The organism is Ehrlichia minasensis, assembly GCF_004181775.1.
In the GTDB taxonomy this organism is placed as follows: domain Bacteria; phylum Pseudomonadota; class Alphaproteobacteria; order Rickettsiales; family Anaplasmataceae; genus Ehrlichia; species Ehrlichia minasensis.
In genome coordinates this window covers 23,802-43,988 of the sequence record NZ_QOHL01000003.1, presented here as the reverse complement: position 1 = coordinate 43,988, position 20,187 = coordinate 23,802, and the positions used below count along the sequence as shown (strand labels likewise).

General features: G+C 29.7%; 13 protein-coding genes and 1 tRNA gene. 6 read left to right on the top strand and 8 right to left on the bottom strand.

What is annotated here, in order from left to right; translation table 11 throughout:
- Window positions 1-82: 82 nt before the first annotated feature.
- The 3 genes from DRF75_RS01300 to DRF75_RS01290 form a co-directional block, all read right to left on the bottom strand.
- Complete coding sequence (locus DRF75_RS01300; protein WP_129992527.1) at window positions 83-1,288, bottom strand: MFS transporter; 1,206 nt, start codon at window positions 1,286-1,288, stop codon at window positions 83-85.
- An 806-nt stretch (window positions 1,289-2,094) separates the two neighbouring features.
- A complete protein-coding gene (gene ubiB, locus DRF75_RS01295) occupies window positions 2,095-3,537 on the bottom strand; it encodes a 2-polyprenylphenol 6-hydroxylase (RefSeq protein ID WP_045170602.1) in 1,443 nt (480 codons plus the stop codon).
- Window positions 3,530-4,258, bottom strand: coding sequence for a metal ABC transporter ATP-binding protein (locus tag DRF75_RS01290; protein WP_045170601.1), 729 nt, complete (start codon window positions 4,256-4,258; stop codon window positions 3,530-3,532). The genes ubiB and DRF75_RS01290 overlap by 8 nt, the downstream gene beginning before the upstream one ends.
- On the opposite strand from DRF75_RS01290, the gene DRF75_RS01285 reads away from it, so the two are divergent.
- Window positions 4,250-5,113 carry a zinc ABC transporter substrate-binding protein gene (locus DRF75_RS01285; protein WP_045170600.1) on the top strand — a complete coding sequence of 288 codons (864 nt, stop codon included), beginning with the start codon at window positions 4,250-4,252 and terminating at the stop codon, window positions 5,111-5,113. The two genes, DRF75_RS01290 and DRF75_RS01285, sit on opposite strands and share 9 nt — an antisense overlap.
- Before the next feature lie 409 nt (window positions 5,114-5,522).
- Here the strand turns inward: DRF75_RS01285 and recR are convergent, their stop codons facing one another.
- From recR to DRF75_RS01270, 3 genes are all read right to left on the bottom strand, one after another.
- Window positions 5,523-6,110 carry a recombination mediator RecR gene (gene recR / locus DRF75_RS01280; RefSeq protein ID WP_045170599.1) on the bottom strand — a complete coding sequence of 196 codons (588 nt, stop codon included), beginning with the start codon at window positions 6,108-6,110 and terminating at the stop codon, window positions 5,523-5,525.
- Between the two features lie 239 nt (window positions 6,111-6,349).
- The gene (gene tatA, locus DRF75_RS01275; RefSeq protein ID WP_045170598.1) at window positions 6,350-6,520 is read right to left on the bottom strand and encodes a twin-arginine translocase TatA; all 171 of its coding nucleotides are present in this window, start codon (window positions 6,518-6,520) and stop codon (window positions 6,350-6,352) included.
- Between the two features lie 25 nt (window positions 6,521-6,545).
- Window positions 6,546-7,568, bottom strand: a complete 1,023-nt coding sequence (locus tag DRF75_RS01270) for an ABC transporter ATP-binding protein (protein ID WP_129992526.1) — start codon at window positions 7,566-7,568, stop codon at window positions 6,546-6,548.
- A 312-nt stretch (window positions 7,569-7,880) separates the two neighbouring features.
- Between DRF75_RS01270 and DRF75_RS01265 the strand changes: the two genes are divergently transcribed.
- From DRF75_RS01265 to cpg1, 4 genes are all read left to right on the top strand, one after another.
- Window positions 7,881-8,390, top strand: coding sequence for a protein-disulfide reductase DsbD domain-containing protein (locus DRF75_RS01265; RefSeq protein ID WP_045170596.1), 510 nt, complete (start codon window positions 7,881-7,883; stop codon window positions 8,388-8,390).
- Between the two features lie 584 nt (window positions 8,391-8,974).
- On the top strand, window positions 8,975-9,640 hold the full coding sequence (locus DRF75_RS01260; protein ID WP_045170607.1) for a glutathione S-transferase family protein: 666 nt from the start codon (window positions 8,975-8,977) through the stop codon (window positions 9,638-9,640).
- A gap of 217 nt (window positions 9,641-9,857) precedes the next feature.
- Complete coding sequence (locus tag DRF75_RS01255; RefSeq protein ID WP_129992525.1) at window positions 9,858-10,601, top strand: biotin--[acetyl-CoA-carboxylase] ligase; 744 nt, start codon at window positions 9,858-9,860, stop codon at window positions 10,599-10,601.
- 691 nt (window positions 10,602-11,292) lie between these two features.
- Complete coding sequence (cpg1, locus tag DRF75_RS01250; RefSeq protein WP_129992524.1) at window positions 11,293-14,262, top strand: Cpg1 family polymorphic protein; 2,970 nt, start codon at window positions 11,293-11,295, stop codon at window positions 14,260-14,262.
- A gap of 807 nt (window positions 14,263-15,069) precedes the next feature.
- Here the strand turns inward: cpg1 and DRF75_RS01245 are convergent.
- Window positions 15,070-15,145, bottom strand: a tRNA-Gly gene (locus tag DRF75_RS01245).
- Window positions 15,146-15,427: 282 nt separating this feature from the next.
- Here DRF75_RS01245 and purB point away from each other — a divergent pair.
- The gene (gene purB, locus DRF75_RS01240; protein WP_045170590.1) at window positions 15,428-16,729 is read left to right on the top strand and encodes an adenylosuccinate lyase; all 1,302 of its coding nucleotides are present in this window, start codon (window positions 15,428-15,430) and stop codon (window positions 16,727-16,729) included.
- Window positions 16,730-18,206: 1,477 nt separating this feature from the next.
- Here purB and htpG read toward each other — a convergent pair.
- Window positions 18,207-20,120, bottom strand: a complete 1,914-nt coding sequence (htpG, locus tag DRF75_RS01235) for a molecular chaperone HtpG (protein WP_129992523.1) — start codon at window positions 20,118-20,120, stop codon at window positions 18,207-18,209.
- Window positions 20,121-20,187: the final 67 nt, after the last annotated feature.

Below are 20,187 nucleotides of genomic sequence, written 5' to 3'. Positions count from 1 at the left end.
TTACACATACAAACCACAGCATGAATTCCATTAAAAATAGCCTTACAATAACTTTAAGTATTGTATTCAAATACATAAAACATCATTTCATAGAGAAAGTATCACGACAAAAAAATAATACACCAAATGATAGAAAAATAAGTATTGGCATAAACAAGCTTATATGTACTATATCATATTTATCCTGATACTCCAGTGCAAGTCCTACTAAAAACATAATCACACCACCTACAATACACATTAATCCATTGATAATTGAACAAACAGTTCCTACTTTACTTTCATCTACAACATCTGTACTAATAGAAAAGTTTAACATATGACCACCAGATGCACACCCAAAAATAAATATTAAAAAGCACAAAAGGTAAACATTATGACTATATAGCAATAAAGTCAAACTAACACATTGTAGTAAACTAAACCCCATAAATACATATTTTCTATTTTTCAATGCATTAGAAATCTTATTTACTAAAGGACATCCAATAGCAAAACCTATCCATATTATAGAATGTATAACACCAGAATAATGGCTACTTAAATTCATAGCAATCAATAACTTTTGCCCCCATAATATAGCTATCGATAAAAAAACTCCAAACATTAAGCTACCAACTATTGTAAATAGCCATATATTTTTTACTCGTATTACTTCAACAATATGTTTAAATACTTGTAATAAAACCTTGCTTATACTCAAACTATTATCTTTTAAACATATTGATTTTTTACCATTCCCTAGAAATAAAGTTAAAATAAGTACAATAATCTCAGCATATTCTATATACCTTATTATATCTCTCCAAGCTAACCCTGATGAAGTTAAATATGTATAGGTATATTCCATTAATAAAGAAGATAAACTATATACTGTTTGAACTAGACCAAACATTATTCCTGACTTTAAAGGAGAAAAGAATTTATAGCTAATATAACCTGCACCTACAAAACCGAAAGACGCACCCAATCCTAAAAAAACCTGTGATATAAAAAAACAAATCGTATAATCTGAATAAGAAAACAAGAAAGTACCTATAGCCGTTATTACAATAGATATTGGTAGTACTTTTTTAGCATCACAATAATCCAATACTGACCCAGTAAATAGTTGAAACACAGAAAAAGACCACATATGAATTGATGCTGCTAATGCAGTTTGCGCAATATTTAAATTCAAATCTTCACTTACATATGGATGTATTACAGAATAAGCAATTTGAAAATTACTACCACAAACAAGTACTAATACACCTATAATCCAATTAAAAATAGGATAAAAACACATTATAAATATCCAACAATATTAATTAGAATATTAAGAAATATTCCTCAAAATTTATCAACAATTATTACAAATCCGATACTCATTATGATAATTCCTATGAAAACAATACAAAATAACAAATTAAAGCAAATAACATACACAGAAACCCAGACATTTATTACTTCATGTTACTGCCAAAGCAAGATCTTAGTTACAATATACACTGAAATCAAAAGAAACATAATGTAAAGACTACTTTAGCAAGCATATTAGAAAGATTCAAGACAATACATTAAAATTACCTTCATTACACAAAAATAGCCTTAAGGCTTCTTCTTTATGTTTGCTATTATAAAATTTTAAAATAACTATTTTAACTCACCAACAACTCAATATATTCAAACAATTTAAAACTCATTATCTACTAGCCAATTAATACACATATCACTAATACAGAACATCACTTACTATCAATAAAATACCAGATTATCATTAAGTACTTTGCCTATAATTACACACAATACATATAATAAATCATCCTATAATTAGTTTAATAATTAAACCTCCAGCTATTAATATCCAGATAATATCTTTTAATACCAGTTTTTGCTTTACTCAGTTCTTGATAACTACATCTAGATTTTTATCAATCTTTTTTATAACTTAACTCAGTAATTACTTCACATATTCAATAACTAACAACATAAAATTCCATTAGCTAATACCAGTTAACATACCTTCAATATCATATCTCAACTTACTATTGACTAAAATACCAATTACTATTAAGTACTTTACTTATAATTACACACAACACATATAATAAATCATCCTATAATTAGTTTAATAATTAAACCTCCAACTATTAATGCCCAAATAATATCTCTATTAATACCAGTTCCTGCTTTACTTAGTTCTTGATAATTACTAATTACATCTAAACTTTTATCAACTTTTTTCATAAATGAAGGTATATCATTTATAGTTTGACATATATAAGACTTTTTTAACTTTTGAACATACTTATTTTTCTCAATAGAATATTTTTCAATCCATAATTCAGCTATTTTCCACATATTAATTTCAGGACATAATTGCCTACATACACCTTCTACCAATACTGTAGTTTTTTGTAATAGAAAAAGCTGAGGCTGTAATTTCATTTCAAAATCACTAGTAATTTTAAATAACTGAGTCAACAACATTGAAATAGATATATTCTCTGCATTTTTACCAACTATAGGTTCACCTATGGCACGACACGCCGTAATAAAACTACTATACTTTGCATCAACATATCCCGCTCTATAATGAATATCCGCGACATATTGATAATCTCTTTTTAAAAAACCTACAAGTATTTCCGTAACATACATGCAGGTAGCCTTATCTAACCTTCCTACAATACCAAAATCTATAATTACAATTCTTCCTTTCGTATCTATCATAAGATTACCAGGATGCATATCTGCATGAAAGAATCTATCCCTATACACTTGATTACAAAAACAAAATATCAAATTCCTGACCAATATTTCGCAATTTTTCGACTTATAAACACTATATATTGGTACAGCGTCTACCCACTCTAAAGTTAAGACACGTCTAGTTGTCTTAGTCCAATCCACTTCTGGTACATAACATCCGTCATCATCTTGAATATTAGATCTCAATTCCTCAGCATTTGCAGCTTCAAAACGCAAATCTATTTCCATTTTACAGATTTCATTAAACGCTTGTACAAGTTGTAATAATTGAAATCTTCTGAATTTATTAAAGTGCTGTGCTAATTTTGCAAGCCAAAACATTAGTTTAATATCTCTTTCAAAAATTTTTTCAATTTTTGGTCTCAAAATTTTTACAGCTCTCACATTTCCATCAATATCCTTAGCTTTATGCACCTGCGCAATCGATGCAGCAGCAATTGGCTTTTGCTCAAATTCACAAAATACATCACCTATATTACATTTAAAATCTTCCTCTACAATTCTTACAACATCTGCATAAGGAAAAGCTGGTAACTTATCACATAAACACAACAAATTATTTGCTATCTCTTCTCCAATAATGTCAGCCCTAGAAGATATAGATTGACCAAATTTAATAAAAATTGGCCCAAGCTTTTGTAAAGCCATAGTTATTCTTTCCCCTCTGCATTTTCTTCTAATTGACCTGTTAGCAAAAAAATAGGTATAAGGTAATACGTTATACCTTATTAAAATACTCAATATATTAAGCAAGGAAATTATACTAGAGAAAATACTAAGCATAAGATGAAAACATTTTTAAGAACTTTTCATTTTTCACAATTTCATTTGGCGACCCTTCGCAATAAACACTTTTATTAATACATATAACACGATAGGAATTTGACATTACAAAATGCAAGTCATGAGATGTCATGATTACACTTAAGTGATATATAGAAATTAGTTTATTGATTAACTTATAAAAGCTATCTTTTGCATTAATATCCATACAACTTACAGGCTCATCTAAAATTATTAAATCAGGATTTAACATCAAACACCTTGCAAGTAAAACTAATTGTAGCTCTCCATAAGATATTTCTGACATTTGCCTATCCAATATTCTCTCAATATTAACATCCTTTAATACATCACTAACTCCTAACTTCCTTTTTCTATTAGTATAACTAGAATTCAAAAAATACTCTACTGTCATTGGAATCAGAGAATTAACACTAAAATGTTGCGGTAAATACCCTATAGTAAAATCTTTTGCATATTCCACAAGGCCTACATAATTTTTATATATCCCAACCAAGATACGAATTAATGTCGTTTTTCCCCCACCATTTGGTCCTAAAATTGTAATAATTTCACCAAATTTCACACGAAAACTAATATCATCTATCACTTTTTTTTTAGAATAAAAAAATGACAGATTTTTCACATTTATAATATAGTCGTTGACTGATTTATCATCACATGCAAGAATTTTACTTTTACTTAACAACTTATGAAACATATAGCCTTTCTCTTATTTTTTTATACATTACTACACTCTACTATAGGATATTCTGTACCAAGAATTATAGCAACCATAAACCCAATATATTCACTAGTTAATGCTGTTACTAATGGTGTAACAAAACCCATCCTCTTAATCAATGAATCAGTGTCTATACATGACTACATGTTAAAACCATCAGACAAAAGGAAATTACAAGATAGCGACATTATATTTTATGTAGACGATCACCTTGAAACTTTCATAAATAAAATACATAACAAAAAGTTAGTTAGGCTTTCAGAAGTAGTAGAACTGTTACCATCAAGATATGATGCTAATTTTTCTTATAAAATCCACACAACATCAAATGATTTACACATTTGGTTAAATCCAGAAAATGCAAAAAGTATAGTAAAGCATATAATGTTAGTTTTATGTCAAACGGACCCAGAGAATGCAGAAAAATACACTAATAACGCAAACTTAACGCTCATACAAATTACTCAACAAGCAGAAACAATAAGTAATACACTCAGTTCTATAAAAGCAAAACCTTATATAGTGACTCATGATGCATATCAATATTTCGAAAAATATTTCAGACTGAATTTTATAGCAGCACTTTCTTCAAGTCATGACACAAATATTAGTGTAAAAAGACTAATGCACATAAAAAAAATTATTACTCAAAATAAAATAAAATGCATTTTTTCTGAATCTCCAAATGATAAAGTAAAGAATTTATTTTCAAAATATCAAGTAAAATTTCAAGTACTTGACCCTATAGGTAATACATCAGAAGATAATGCATACTTCAAAATCATGCAAAACATTACAGATAATTTAGTACATTGTTTATCACAGGAATAGCTAAAATTTATAGATTATAAACACAGATCCATTATATAAGGACTTTATTAAAAAAAACAAATTTTAACTTTTAAGTAACACAATAAAGAATAATCTCGTGTTTTCTACATAATTACACAAACAAACTTTTTGATATACAAGCTATTCTAATTCAAAATAAGCTTATCCATTTCAAAGTGCTTTCACCAAAATAATCTGTTTCTCTAATTATAGATATATTACAGCTACCCTAGTTACCCTAATACTTTTAATTATTGAGTTATATTAAGCTTATCTACCTAAGACATAACATAATGGGAAGACAAAACCGCACTTAAAGCGCCTTAGTTTAAGCATTACCTATCAGGTATATCACACGATAACCCAGTTACCTTAATACTTTTAATTATTTGAGCTATAACTTATTTATCTAAGATATAACATAACGAGAAGATAAAGCCGCATTTAAAGTACCTTCATCTAAGTAATCTATTTCTCCACCCATAGGTATACCACAGGCTAACCTAGTCACTTTAATACCTAACCCCTTCACTATCTGAGTTATATAATGAGTAGTTACCTGCCCATCCATTGTATTACCTATACCTATTATTACTTCTTTTATATCGAACCTTTTTATCCTTTCTACAATATTATCTAGATTCAATTGATCAGGCCCTATACCATAAATTGCAGATAAAGTCCCCCCTAACACATGGTATACTCCTTGATATATTTTTCCTTTTTCAAATGCCCACAAATCTCCTAACTCTTCTACTATACATAATAATTGATGATTACGTTTAGAATCAGAACAGATACCACAAGGTGATTTTACATCTATATTAAAACACATAGAACACTCTTTAGTCTGAAATGCCAAATCCTGAATTGCAGAAGCCAAAGGCAACATTATCTCCTCTTTATTTCGAAGTAAATGCAGCACAATCCTTCTAGAAGAAGATGGACCAAAATTAGGTAATTTTGCAAACATATTAATTAACTTATTAATATCCATGCCACCTCCCTAGCACTCAATAGCCAAACAATCTGCGTAAATATATGCACAAACATTAGCTAATTTTATACAGATTCACAATAAATGCATATTAAAAAACCTGAAAAATAACAACACACCCTCTACCACAAAATAAAGGATCCATGATATACATAAATATAAAAAGTTAATGGCTATAAAACCTATGTGACAAATTATATCAAGAATAATCTACGCAATAAAAAATTCCACAACCCTAGCTAACGATTTGGCTCATCCTCAGTTGATGCTAACTTATTATCTTTCAGTTCTTGTTTTAAATTACGAATACCCTTGCCTAAATCACTCATAACATCTGGTAATCTACCTGCGCCAAAAAGTACTAAAATTATTAATAAAATTAAAAAAATTTGCCATGGACCTAAAGTCATAATAAAACTCCTATAAAATATAAAACTATACCTTAAATAATAAAATTTTATTTAAGTCAAGCAAGATAAATATAGTATCACCAATCTGTGGTAAAACTACATTAGCAAATCTCATCCAATATAAACAATCACCTACACAAACACAGACCATATTATTAAAAAATTTTATCTGCTTTACTACAGCTTTTATCCCATTATTCGAATGAGAAATTATTGCCTCAGGTCTTATACAAACTACTACTTCTTCCCCATTAGCGAAAGATTGCGCTGGTATTTTCCCTATTGGTAATTCTATACAATAATCTTTTACTGTACAAACAAAATGATTAATCTCACCAAAAAATTGCGCTAACATATGATCCTTAGGGTTATAATATATTTCATATGGCGTACCATGCTGAATTATATATCCATCACGCATAATATATACTGTATCAGCAACTTCAAGTGCTTCCTCTGGATCATGAGTAACAAGCAATACAGTGATTTTTTTAGACTTCAATAATGACAATACATGCCTTCTAATATTAATTCGTAATGCTGTATCAAGGCTAGAAAATGGCTCATCCAATAATATCACCTCTGGTTTTTGAGCAATCACTCTAGCAATAGTAATTAACTGCTGTTGTCCTCCAGAAAGCATATCAGGATACATATCTTTATATGCAACCATGTTAATAGACTGTAATACATTCAATGCAATATTAAACTTTTGTGTTTTTGAAGAATCTTTAACAGCAAACATTACATTTTCAATAACAGTCTGATGTGGAAATAGAGAAGGATGTTGAAATATTAAGCCAACATTACGTTTTTCAGTAGGCATACAGAAATTACTGTCAACTACAACCTTATCATTTATACATATAGACCCATATTGTAAATCTTCCAACCCAGCAATTAGTTTTAGGATTGTAGATTTACCACATCCAGAAGGACCAAGAAGACAAACAACTTCACCTTGCTTACAATTTATATTAATGTCATTTAATAAAAATTGACCTTTTTTATATTTGTAAAAGACATTTTCTAATCGTAAACCTACCATCAATAGACCTTTAACAAGCTAATGCCATATAGTGAATTATGTGACTGCAACTCATGTAATCCATGAGCACATTTCACAAAATAAATGCCAAGTACTTCATTTAGATGTTAATCTTTTTTTCCACGCTATGCAAGTAATACAAAAGCAATTATATTAAACATCCTTTACAAATACAAAAATCCCTTTGGTGCTTACAATCAATTAATATTAAAAAATGACAATAAACAAAATTAATGATTTTATACCATAATACATGTATACTAAAGAAAACAGTATAGGCTGCTTGTTATAGGTCAATAGTTTAGGAGTATCATGTTAAAATTCATCCTAACAATTCTAATAACATTATTCATAACAAATGAGTGTTACGCAACAAATGTTACACATCCAGTAAATATGAATTTATTTATAGGATCCTTAGATATGAAAAATAAGACAATTGAAGCAGCGATTAAAGTCACAATACAAAATGGCTGGCATATCTACTATCATACACCAGGAGATCTTGGGTTACCAACAGTCTTTCAGTGGCAAGATGATATATTTAAAAAAGTAGACATACATTGGCCTAAGCCATTACAACATACAGATACTGTAAACAACAATACATTTCATAGCAATATTTATAAGGACCTTGTAGTATTCCCCATATCATTAGTATTTAAAGACAGTAAAGAATTAAATACCACTTTACGTATCAGGTATGCAGTCTGTAAAGATGTATGTATTCCACAAGAAAAGGTAATCATACTAAATCAGATTTTACAAGACTATTACAATCAACAAGCCATTCAGATAATTAATTTCTGGAAAACAAAATAATAAGTGCTTGGTCAAACTTTCTTGAAAACACTTACCAAAATTAGATAAGTATAGTAGAATCACAAATAATTTTACACTAAACTACACACAATAAAAAACTAATACACCCAAAACACTCTAATATCTAGCATAAATACAAAAAACTTGCTCAGGTTTGAGTATGCAATTCATATAAACCTTCTAACAACACTGTTTAAGAATTCCTATCAAGTAAAATATAAATAACTTAAACTAAACTCTGCATACAATAAAAAAGATCAACATATATAAAATAATTGTAAAATATCAACTATAAAAATAAAACTTATTCTATTTTAGATCTTTATTTAATTGAATAGTCAACTTTTCAATTATACAATTTAAGTATTCCTACAAAGCACTGTAGTAAAATCATAAAGAACATTACATTAAACTCTATAAGTAATAAGAAAATCAACATATCCAAAAGAAAATAACTGTAATTATTGAGTAATATACAAAAAAATTTCATATTTAATTTTACAAATAATGAAGTTTAAATATTACATTGCATGAGATTACTAAGTCTGTTATAAATTAAACCACTTGTATACATGCAACTTACTATGGATACACTATACCATTTTCCACTTTGCCCATTCTCTAGAAAAGTACGTATCTTTCTTAAAGAAAAGAAATTTAATTTCCACCAAATAGAAGAAAATCCTTGGAAAAAGCGTGAAGGATTCATAAAGATCAATCCTGTATGCCAGGTTCCTGTATTAATAAGTGGACAACATGTAATAGCAGATAGTCAAGCAATTTGTGAATATATTGAAGAATTATATGACAGTGCATCACTACTTGGAAATTCACTATATACAAGGTCAATAGTACGTAAATTAATATATTGGATTGATTATAAGTTTTATCATGAAATTACAAGATACATAATAAATGAGAAAATATCAAAGTATTATATAAAAAATGCAAGTCCAGATTCTAGATTTATTCAAGCTGCAAGACAAAATTTACTTCCGCATGTTAGATACATAGAACGGTTACTTAATGCTAGTAGTTGGATTGCTTGTAATGAATTTACACTAGCAGATATAACATTAGCTGCTCACATATCAGTACTAGATTTCATGAATATTTTTCCATGGCATTTAACAGCTACATTAAAAGAATGGTACTCTGTAATAAAATCCAAACCATCATTTAGTGATATACTAAACGATAAAGTAATTGGAATGACTCCTCCAGTACATTATAATAAACTAGATTTCTGAAGCTACACATTATTTCTTTAGTTAATGAACTAAGCAAATTTAAAAGACATCAGAGTTTAGTACAGGGTTGTTATTCCTCTATTCAATATTACCGTACATCCTTAAATATTAAGCCAAAATGTTTTTTCTACAATTTAGGCAATAAAATTCACGACACATAATGTTATTAACTATATACTTGAACACAAAGTTTATAATGTACTAGAACTTTTACAATATGAAGTCAAATATTAACTTACCAAATGGATATTCCTTAGAACATCATAAAATTTTATATAGCACAAACTACGAAGCAATTAAACTTGCAGAATGTGGAGCTGAAGATGGTACAATAATTATGTCTGATGAACAAATTAAAGGACGAGGCAGATATGAACGCATATGGCACTCTCCCAAAGGCAATTTATACTTCAGTATTATCATCACAAAATTTGCAGAAATATTTCCTATAACATTTATTGCAGCATTATCTGTTGGAAAAACACTTGAAGAAGTACTAGGAGATAAAGAAATTTCAAAAGTACAATATAAATGGCCCAATGATATACTAATAAATAGTAAGAAAATATCAGGGATATTATTAGAAAGTAAAACACTAAACAATGTACCACAAAAGTGGGTAGTAGTGGGCATAGGAATTAATATGTATAAAGCACCAGAATATGCAACAACAATTAAACAACACAATATAAACTTTACTTTATCTAATTTAGAATTGCTAGAAAAAGTAATTAATCATTTTAACAACTTGAGAAAGTACTACATTAATTATGGATTTACAAAGATAAAAAATCTATGGCTTAAACAAACATGCCATTTAAATAGCAAAATTACCGTCAAAAGCTACAACAACACTTACACAGGGAAATTTGTGACAATAGACATGAAGGGCAACATGATAATGCAACAAGAAGATAAAACAATATGCATCACATCAGGCGAAATATTCAACATTACATAAAGTTAATTATAACTTACATAATACTTACCCATACCACCAATTATTAAAACCACACACCTTAAAAAATAAAAATGCTAAGCTAGTTATACTTAATATAACATAATATTATAACAAGTTCAACTAAAAACAATTAAACAGAATCACATATCATTGTTAAATAGTAATCTTTACACTAGCACAATATATTAATATTCACTTATTTCAAACAACCACAACACATAACATCACATAAAATGATATATCATATAAATAATATAAAAGCCACTAACACCATACCATGTTGAATTAACACAACTGCTTCTTATGCCATAATAAAAATAATATTGACTACAATAATATCACTGAGATATAATATGTGAGCTTATAATTTAATGAGTAAAAATACTAAACATGTTAACGTGGCGCTTTCTTTAATAACTTAGTGTTGAAATGCTAAGCTAGTTATTTGCAGGTATTTTGACTAATGGTATGTAGTAGAGTAGTGGTCCAGTAACATTCTAAAAACTTCTTTCTTGCAATAGGCCTAAGTGAAAAAAGTTGAGTTTTATACATTACTTTATTCAAACATAACATAGTATCTGCTAAATCAAAAGTATATTAGCACTACGCTTGTACCTTTTGTAACTTACATAATTCATTGCTGAATGTATGTGCACTACAAATTAAATGGTCAACTAATTAAAGAATAAACATGAGAAACAAAAAACTACTTACTAACAATCAACAAAAATTTTACGAGGCACTACTTAAACTCATAAGACAGTATCGGGCCACATTTCGAACTCTTCGACACAGTCCATTTAGATATTGTATAGATCAGATAAGGTTTCTTGCATTTAACAGGAAAAATACCTCACATGAAAGTTGTTGCATTATTACTGAAAAAACTACCGCACAAGTAATTTTAAAGTCAATAACATTTGAGGACTTTGCGGCAGCACTAGAAGCAATTGAAATTGATTATCACAATACACTAGAAGAACAAGGAGTACGCCATTTATTCACACTTTATTACAAGTTAGTAGAACATATATCAAACCAAATGCTTGAAACTGGCGAAGCAATAGGTACTTTGTCCGATATTCTAAGCATATTAACGTTACGTCCACAATTCTCAAGGACTTTTGATCCAAGCAACATTGGATGTTACGAAAGGTTTGTATCTCGTTTAATAAGACAAGAGAATTTTAATCTCGAAAGACTAGCAGAAGAAGCAAGAATTGTGTTGAGTACAGACACAGTACTTTGCATGGAAACAATACTCATGAGAGGGCTAGCACATACTATTCGCAGAATGTACAACCCTGAATCATTTGTAGATCATGGTGTACAGATTGAAGTAGAAGCCAGGACAGGTATTAGATTATCAGTAACAGCTGCATCATATGAGTACAGAGAAAGAATTGTATCTCAAGCAAACGCAGCATATGCTACAGCACATCCATATCGTTATAGAATCCTTGCAATAGCCTTATATTTCTCCGCACGTCTTGGATTTCTGGCACCAGCATATGTTGTCGGCGTACTATCAACTTTCGATACACGTGTTTTTAGTGAGTTCGCTTTTAATAGACTAATATTAGATGTAGAAGGTGCACTGAATAATAGTCTATGTAATAGTAATATCACTCTCCATTTAAATAGAAATGTAACATACAACAACACATTAAATCATCTAAATTACAACAACACATTAAATCATCTAAATTACAACAACACATTAAATTATCTAAATCACACCAACACATCAAATACTCTAAATTGCAACAACACATTAAATTTCAACAACACAAATATAAATATAACAGTTTTCGCACCTCAGCACTCTTCTGAATATTTTCCAGAATATGCAGGCATATTTAATGGTTTTCCTTCCTACATAACAACTCTTTTAGCTTTCATACAATTAGCTTGTGCATTACCTCCTACAATTATTGGTGCACATAAAAGATGTTTCATGCTTAATTATCTTGAAAACTATGTTCCAACACCAGAAGAAGCAAGAGAGAATCTTCAATTCTCAAGTATAGTACTGTTCCGCTGGTTTAGTAATGTTGCTCTGCAACCTGCTGACTGTATACTTCATCCGTACAAAGACGCATTTTTTAAATGGAGCATTTTTAGATTCTTTTCACCATGCACAGCAATAGAAGAACCTATGAAGTTTTCACGTGTACACAATACTTTAAATAGGTTCAGTTATCGTAATGAGGCAAATTTTAATCCATATTCTAGAGTTTCTTTTTTAACTGCCGCTATTATAATTTTTTGTGAATATTTTGATACAGCATATTTTCAGCACAAAAAAATTGCATTCTCACTCTTTACAAAATTCCTGAGAACTGCTTCAGTATTAAGACCACTAGTACAGAATAGAATGCATGGTAACATGCTTTACCATCCAGATTTTGAAAACTTAGTACTCTTAAACTTGAGTAGAATATTATTGGCAACACCATTACTACCACTCTATGATACTGTAGGAGATAGATTAATTTATATGAATCTACTCACAGGAATAGATGTACTCGCAACTGCAAATGTTGATACATTGTCATCACGAATACTTACTGAGGTTAATACAATAGAAGAACACCTAGCTGCAATTGAAGATATAACACAAAACGCTGTTGAAAATAGAGGAGCAATGGCATTGTTTGCTCCAGAACTCCAAAGAAGATTTACCCATACACGAACCCTCATACCACTAAGTATGATTTTAGCAGAAGATCATTATGACGCTCAACAGCAACGTGAAAATCAAGAAGAAGAAGAAGAAGAGGTATATGTACATAAACATGCACCAAAAAAGCTACTAGCAAAAGAAATGCTGCTTGACGACTCCGAAGAAGGAGTAAGATTGGTAGGTGTAAAATATCACAAATCACATCAACCCACAAGTCAAGATGTAGATCAAACTCATAAACATTTGCATCAACACATTCTTCTTCATCAAGGTCATCAAGATTTCAAATCAACACCAGAAAAAAGGAAAACACGTAAACCAATACATAAAAAACAAAAAGACTCAATATATACTCAAGAAGATGTTTCACAAACTCAACAAAAAAGCAAACAGAAAAAATCGCAAAAACCTGAAGAAAAAAATGTAACATTATTGAGTCATACACAAAGTACAGATCATTTTCAAAATGAAGATGAAACGTTTACAACGCCAACACCACCACAACCACAAGTACCTGCCCCAACACCTAGGTTACGTAGGTTTCTTGAGTTTGCACAAGCAGATTTAGACGCACTGGAACAACAGCAGCAATTCTCAACAGACGCATATCGTCGCACGCACAGAACAAGAACAACACAAAGTGTTACTGCTGCTACAGAGTACTATGACAATATCTTACAGCATAGATCAAGAATAGAATATTTGGAGTACACACGGGGGCAACAGCATAGACAACAACCATCCATGCATCACAGTACACAAGTAGCTACACATGACTCAAATAACATAACATTAACATCTAGGAGAGACCGTGGCAGTACTGAGAGCGTTCATGCTGTACCTCCTATATTTATACAACAAAGTACTGGTAGCACCGGTGGGGCTACAGAAGATGATGCTGATCCAAGTACAAGTATTACACATACAGTTGCAAGCGCTTTCGATCAAAGTCATATGCAACAACCAAAACAATAAAAAACTTGACATATCTGTAATAGTATAAAGGTAAATGCAGGTTTCACACAACCTGCATTAGTATACTGATAGTGCTCCTTTACTTCCCTGTATCTTATATCACAATAAATAGTCATTCGAATGGAATATAGGCCTAATGTCCAAATGTTTTACTTGCACAGCAACATTAGTGAAAAACATGCTCAACAGCATAAAAATACAGGTTTCACACAAACATACATTGCCTTGTAGTATAATGGTGCTCTTTTACTTTCCTGTTTATATAACAACAAGTAGTCATTCAAACGGAATATAGACCTAATGTCCAAATGTTTTACTTGCACTTACCAGCAACATTAGTGAAAACCATCCTCAACAGCATAAAAATACAGATTTCACACAACCCGCATTAGTATACTGATTGTGCTCTTTTACTTCCCTGTATCTTATATCACAACAAGTAGTCATCCGAACGGAATATAGGCCTAATATCCAAATGTTTTACTTGCACAGCAACATTAGTGAAAAACATGCTCAACAGCATAAAATAGTATAAAATGTTAGAATTGTAGCCACCATGTAGTTTTTTATATAATTTTATATAACACTTAAAGAAACTGATATATAAAAGCTTTAATGCACTTAATTATAATATACTTTTTACTTTGTTGTATCAGTATTACTTATTAAAAAATTTAAAACTTCTATTAACTAATAAAAAAAACAAAAGATCTGCATTTCAGTAATACATTACCAAATTTCATTGTAATTTTTTATTATAATACAACACCTCAACAGTAGAACAAATAATTTAAAAACACTTACGTATGGAGCGGGAGAAGGGGTTCGAACCCTCGGCCTTTACCTTGGCAAGGTAATGCTCTACCAACTGAGCTACTCCCGCACAGTATATGATCACTTGAGCTTAAGATGATAAGATAATAACCATTACAGTGCAAGAAAATTATAACAATCTTTTTTTCATAGTATACCAATAATTATCGTAAAAACACATCACTAAAAGAATGCCTAAACATCAACAATTACAAAATAAAAAATAATGCACTAAAAATACAAACTGATATACCATATAATCATAAAATATTACCAAGTGCTTGTATATCTATCACAAAAAATAATATTTAAGTACTTACGATAAAAAATTGAAATCTTGGAGATAAAAAAAATGATCAAACGTTACAGCAGACCTAAAATGTCATCAATCTGGGAAGACAACAATAAGTTTAAAATATGGATGGATATAGAATATTACGCATGTGAAGCACAAGTAAAATTAGGTACAATACCTAGCTATATACTTGATAATCTAAAAAATAAAACTGAACATTTTGATATTAATCGCATAAATGAAATAGAAGCAGTAGTAAAACACGATGTTATAGCGTTTTTAACGTACATAGCAGAATCTACTAACTCAGACATAAGATATCTACACTATGGAATGACAAGTTCTGACGTAGTAGATACATGTTTATCTGTACAATTAAAACAATCTTGTGAGTTACTATTACATAATATAGAAGTTATACTAAGTATTCTAAAGCAAAAATCCATAGAAACAAAATATATGCTGTGTATGGGACGTAGTCACGGTGTACACGCAGAACCAATAACATTTGGTTTAAAACTTGCAAGATTTTATGCAGAATTTAAACGTAATTATAACAGATTAAAAATAGCTCAAGATGAAATATCAGTATGTAAGATCTCAGGAGCTATGGGCAATTTTGCCAACATTGATCCATTCGTTGAAAATTACGTAGCAAACGCATTAAACCTTAAATCAGAATCTATATCTTCACAAGTAATACCAAGAGACCGTCACGCAATGTTTTTTGCAACTTTAGGAGTTATTGCATCTTCTATAGAAAATATAGCAATAGAAATTCGGCACCTACAAAAAACAGAAACGCTAGAAGTAACAGAATATTTTTCAAGTGGGCAAAAAGGAAGTTCTGCAATGCCTCACAAAAAAAACCCTATATTAAGTGAAAACCTAACAGGTCTTGCTAGAATGATACGCAGTTATGTAGCACCAGCATTAGAAAATGTTGCCCTATGGCATGAAAGAGATATATCACATTCTTCAGTAGAAAGATGTATTGCACCAGACGCTTGTATAATAGCAGATTTTGCACTAGCAAGGTTAGCAGATTTACTGAATAATATGATTACATACCCTAATAATATGGACAAAAACCTAAAACAATCCAAAGGTCTGGTATTTTCGCAAAGAGTATTGCTTGAACTAGTGAAACAAGGACTAAATAGAGAAACAGCTTATAAAATAATTCAAGAAAGAGCACTAAAAACATGGAATAACAATTCTAATTTCCTAGATGAACTTAAAAGAGACACACAAGTATTAAAATACATAAATAGTAAAAACTTAGAAGATTTGTTCAACTTTAGCTACTACACACAACACATAGATATGATATTTGATAAGGTTTTTCAAGATCAATAACTATTTTCAACTCAGCTTTTAATATTAATTAACATATGGTGTCATTGGGTTATTAATTTTTTAATGATAAGTAAAAGAAAATAGAGATTTTATTAAGTAAACTATTAACTGATTAAAAAAATAATTAAATAAAATATGAATAAGATAATTTTATATTAAAATAATAAATAATTATTATTGACTATTTATTATTTTTTAATTATAATCCTATTATATTAATTAAGAAGATTAATAAATACGGTCCTACCTTACTATCAATGCATAACCATTAGGTAACACACACTTTATCTTACAAAAGTAAGGCAGGGCCTCCGCCTAATTTAGACACAAACTAGTTTAACTACACACATATCTCAATTTTATACATTTCTTTAATTGATTGCAAGTGGTTTTTATACAACGATAAGTTATCATCATCAAAATTAAGTAATTGTAAATAAAGAAAAAAACATCAGTTTACTAAATATTATATAAATACTAACCAATTATTTGCAAATATTAACTACATCACTACTCATTGTTTAGCAAAATTACCACATCCCACCTAGTTTTTTACAGTTCACCAACATATATTTAACAAAATGCAACATGTAAGCTAACATAAAATTTCTGTAGTGTTAATATGCTTATCTACTTACTAAACAATAACATATTTATAATGATCTTTGTCCAAAACACTATGGCTTTTAATCAAAACTATCACATTTCTTCTAGCTTTCTCTTATTTAACACAGCACACTCATCTAAATTGATCAACAACAACAATACGCTATTGAAAGCTCTACACACTATGTGAAATAATTGCATGCACGTAAATCAGCACAATTTAACATTAAACCTTTTTATTAATATCCTGACATATAATCCCAGTAATAACATCAACATGTATCCTTTAATGAAACTATTATTCCTTTTCAATAAATAAGTTCAAGTGAATATAACACACGGCTTAGCAATGCTACTCAAATTCTGAAAAACAATGCGCAATACTAAGTTAGAAATTTCTAAAGCTCACACATCCAATAATATAAGCTTTACTCATAATACATAATTTAACATTACTTCAATGTTAGTAATGTTACTCAAATCCTGAAAAATAATGTGCAACATTGAGTTAGAAATTTTTTATTTGACCCACCGAATAATATTTCAATACTAAATAAATACCACAACCACTTAATAACTGCCCATTCACCATCTTCTTCATGATAATATTAAGTTACTAGCAGCTTAATATTACGCACCACTAGGTGAAACTATACAATACTTCATAAGTAATATAAGTTTAAAAACACAATACACATAAGACTAAAGCTTACTAATATTTCACCTCACCCTAGTAATATTATTAATAATGTAGCAGATATACTTTAAATAGAATACTATACATCCAAAACCACCAAGCTTTGATTACTTAATTACAGAAGTTAACTACAATATTAATCTTCAGCATTAAACTTATATACTAGAAAGAGTATTATTGATACACCTTGACTAAAACATTATTCATTCTTTCAGCAAAATTACTAACATCTTGAAGCTCTTCTCCTTCAAGAATACATGCTTGGCCTAACAATAAATGTAACATGTTATCTAAAATCACATTTTCCCCGACATTAGTATATTCATCTATCATTTTACTAACAATAGGATGCTTAGGATTAATTTCTAAAATCTTTGTACTTTTATAATTCAGCTGCTTCTGCTCTCTTAAAAATCTCTCCATTCTAATATCCATAGAACCATCAGCTACAGCCAAACATACTGGGCTATTTGTTAATTTCTTTGAAACTCTAACTCCACTAACTAATTTATCAAGCACTTGAATTGCATATTTCACAAATGCATCTACCTTTTCTTTAGCATCAGAATTTTCATCTTCACTTTCTTTAACTTCTTCATCTTTTTCAAGATGAGCAAGTTTCTCCAAATCTTCATCTGCCTTAATAACCGACTTTAAAGATACTTTTTGATAATCAATCACCACATTTGTCCAAAAATCATCAACAGGATCAACTAACAATATAACTTCTATACCACGACTTACAAAACCTTCCAATTGAGGACTTTTTCTGATAGAATCTAAATCATTACCAGTTAAATAATAAATATTATCCTGACCTTCTTTCATTCTTTCAATATAATCCTCAAGACTAATTAATGAATCATTGCTATAGGTACTATAAAAACGACAAGCAGACATTAATTCTTCTCTAAACTCAGTATTCATAGACTCACACAAACCTTCTTTCAATACTGACCCAAAATTTTCCCAAAATTTTTTGTAATCATTAATATCATTCTCAGCTTTCTTCTTAAGTTCTGATAAGACCCTCTTCACTATGGATTGTTTGATTTTCTCAATAATCTTATTATTTTGTAAAGTTTCACGACTAATATTTAAAGGTAGATCTGAAGAATCTATTATACCTTTTAGAAATCTTAAATATTGAGGTATAATCTGTACATTATCTTCAGTAATAAATACCTTATTAACGTATAGCTTTACTGAACATTTTCTATCAGGGTGAAACAAATCAAATGGCTTAATAGATGGTATATACAACAAATTAGTATATTCTATTACACCTTCATTCTTATTATGCAATATCATCCAAGGTTCACCGCCAACATGAGCTACACTACGGAAAAAATTCTGATGTTCTTGTGCAGATATTTCATCTTTTGACTTTGTCCAAATCGCAGCATCACTATTTAACTTTTCTTCTTCTCCTGCATCATTTAAGAAATAAACTGGGTAATTAATATGATAAGAATATGTAGTAATAATATGCTCTATACGAAATTTATCAACAAACTCAGATTCTTCAGGTTTTAATATCAAAGTAATCTTAGTACCACGAGGACATTGATCATCTTCTAGTTGAGAAATGATAAATTCACCATCCCCAGAAGATCTCCACTGGTACCCTATAGATTCTCCAGCTTTACGAGACTCAACTATAACCTCACTTGCCACCATAAACGCAGAATAAAATCCTACACCAAACTTACCTATTAATTCAACAACACCTTGAGAAGAAGTTTCACTATTTATCGCATCCAAAAATCTTTGCGTACCAGAATGTGCTATAGTACCTAAATTGTCTATTAGGTCTTGCCTATTCATTCCAATACCATTATCAGATATATACAATCTGTTTTTATCCTGATCTACACTAATCACAATCTTAAAATTAGTATCTCCATCTATTAAGTCTTGATTAGATAAAGATTCATAACGTAACTTATCACACGCATCTGAAGCATTAGATATTAATTCTCTCAAAAAAATATCTTTATTAGTATAAAGAGAGTGTATAACAAGCTTCAATACTTTGCCCACCTCGGCATCAAACTTTAATTTCTCAGAATTTACAACATCTTGCATATCAACCCTCTCAAACTACTATAAATAAATAAGTAATAACTACAGTAATAATTTTCAAGCTCCGAAA

Excerpts from the sequence above, each read along its gene's own strand:
- DRF75_RS01300 (WP_129992527.1), bottom strand. The coding sequence starts at position 1,288 with ATGTGTTTTTATCCTATTTTTAATTGGATTATAGGTGTATTAGTACTT.
- ubiB (WP_045170602.1), bottom strand. The coding sequence starts at position 3,537 with ATGCTTAGTATTTTCTCTAGTATAATTTCCTTGCTTAATATATTGAGT.
- DRF75_RS01285 (WP_045170600.1), top strand. The coding sequence starts at position 4,250 with ATGAAACATATAGCCTTTCTCTTATTTTTTTATACATTACTACACTCT.
- DRF75_RS01290 (WP_045170601.1), bottom strand. The coding sequence starts at position 4,258 with ATGTTTCATAAGTTGTTAAGTAAAAGTAAAATTCTTGCATGTGATGAT.
- recR (WP_045170599.1), bottom strand. The coding sequence starts at position 6,110 with ATGGATATTAATAAGTTAATTAATATGTTTGCAAAATTACCTAATTTT.
- tatA (WP_045170598.1), bottom strand. The coding sequence starts at position 6,520 with ATGACTTTAGGTCCATGGCAAATTTTTTTAATTTTATTAATAATTTTA.
- DRF75_RS01270 (WP_129992526.1), bottom strand. The coding sequence starts at position 7,568 with ATGGTAGGTTTACGATTAGAAAATGTCTTTTACAAATATAAAAAAGGT.
- DRF75_RS01265 (WP_045170596.1), top strand. The coding sequence starts at position 7,881 with ATGTTAAAATTCATCCTAACAATTCTAATAACATTATTCATAACAAAT.
- DRF75_RS01260 (WP_045170607.1), top strand. The coding sequence starts at position 8,975 with ATGGATACACTATACCATTTTCCACTTTGCCCATTCTCTAGAAAAGTA.
- DRF75_RS01255 (WP_129992525.1), top strand. The coding sequence starts at position 9,858 with ATGAAGTCAAATATTAACTTACCAAATGGATATTCCTTAGAACATCAT.
- cpg1 (WP_129992524.1), top strand. The coding sequence starts at position 11,293 with ATGAGAAACAAAAAACTACTTACTAACAATCAACAAAAATTTTACGAG.
- purB (WP_045170590.1), top strand. The coding sequence starts at position 15,428 with ATGATCAAACGTTACAGCAGACCTAAAATGTCATCAATCTGGGAAGAC.
- htpG (WP_129992523.1), bottom strand. The coding sequence starts at position 20,120 with ATGCAAGATGTTGTAAATTCTGAGAAATTAAAGTTTGATGCCGAGGTG.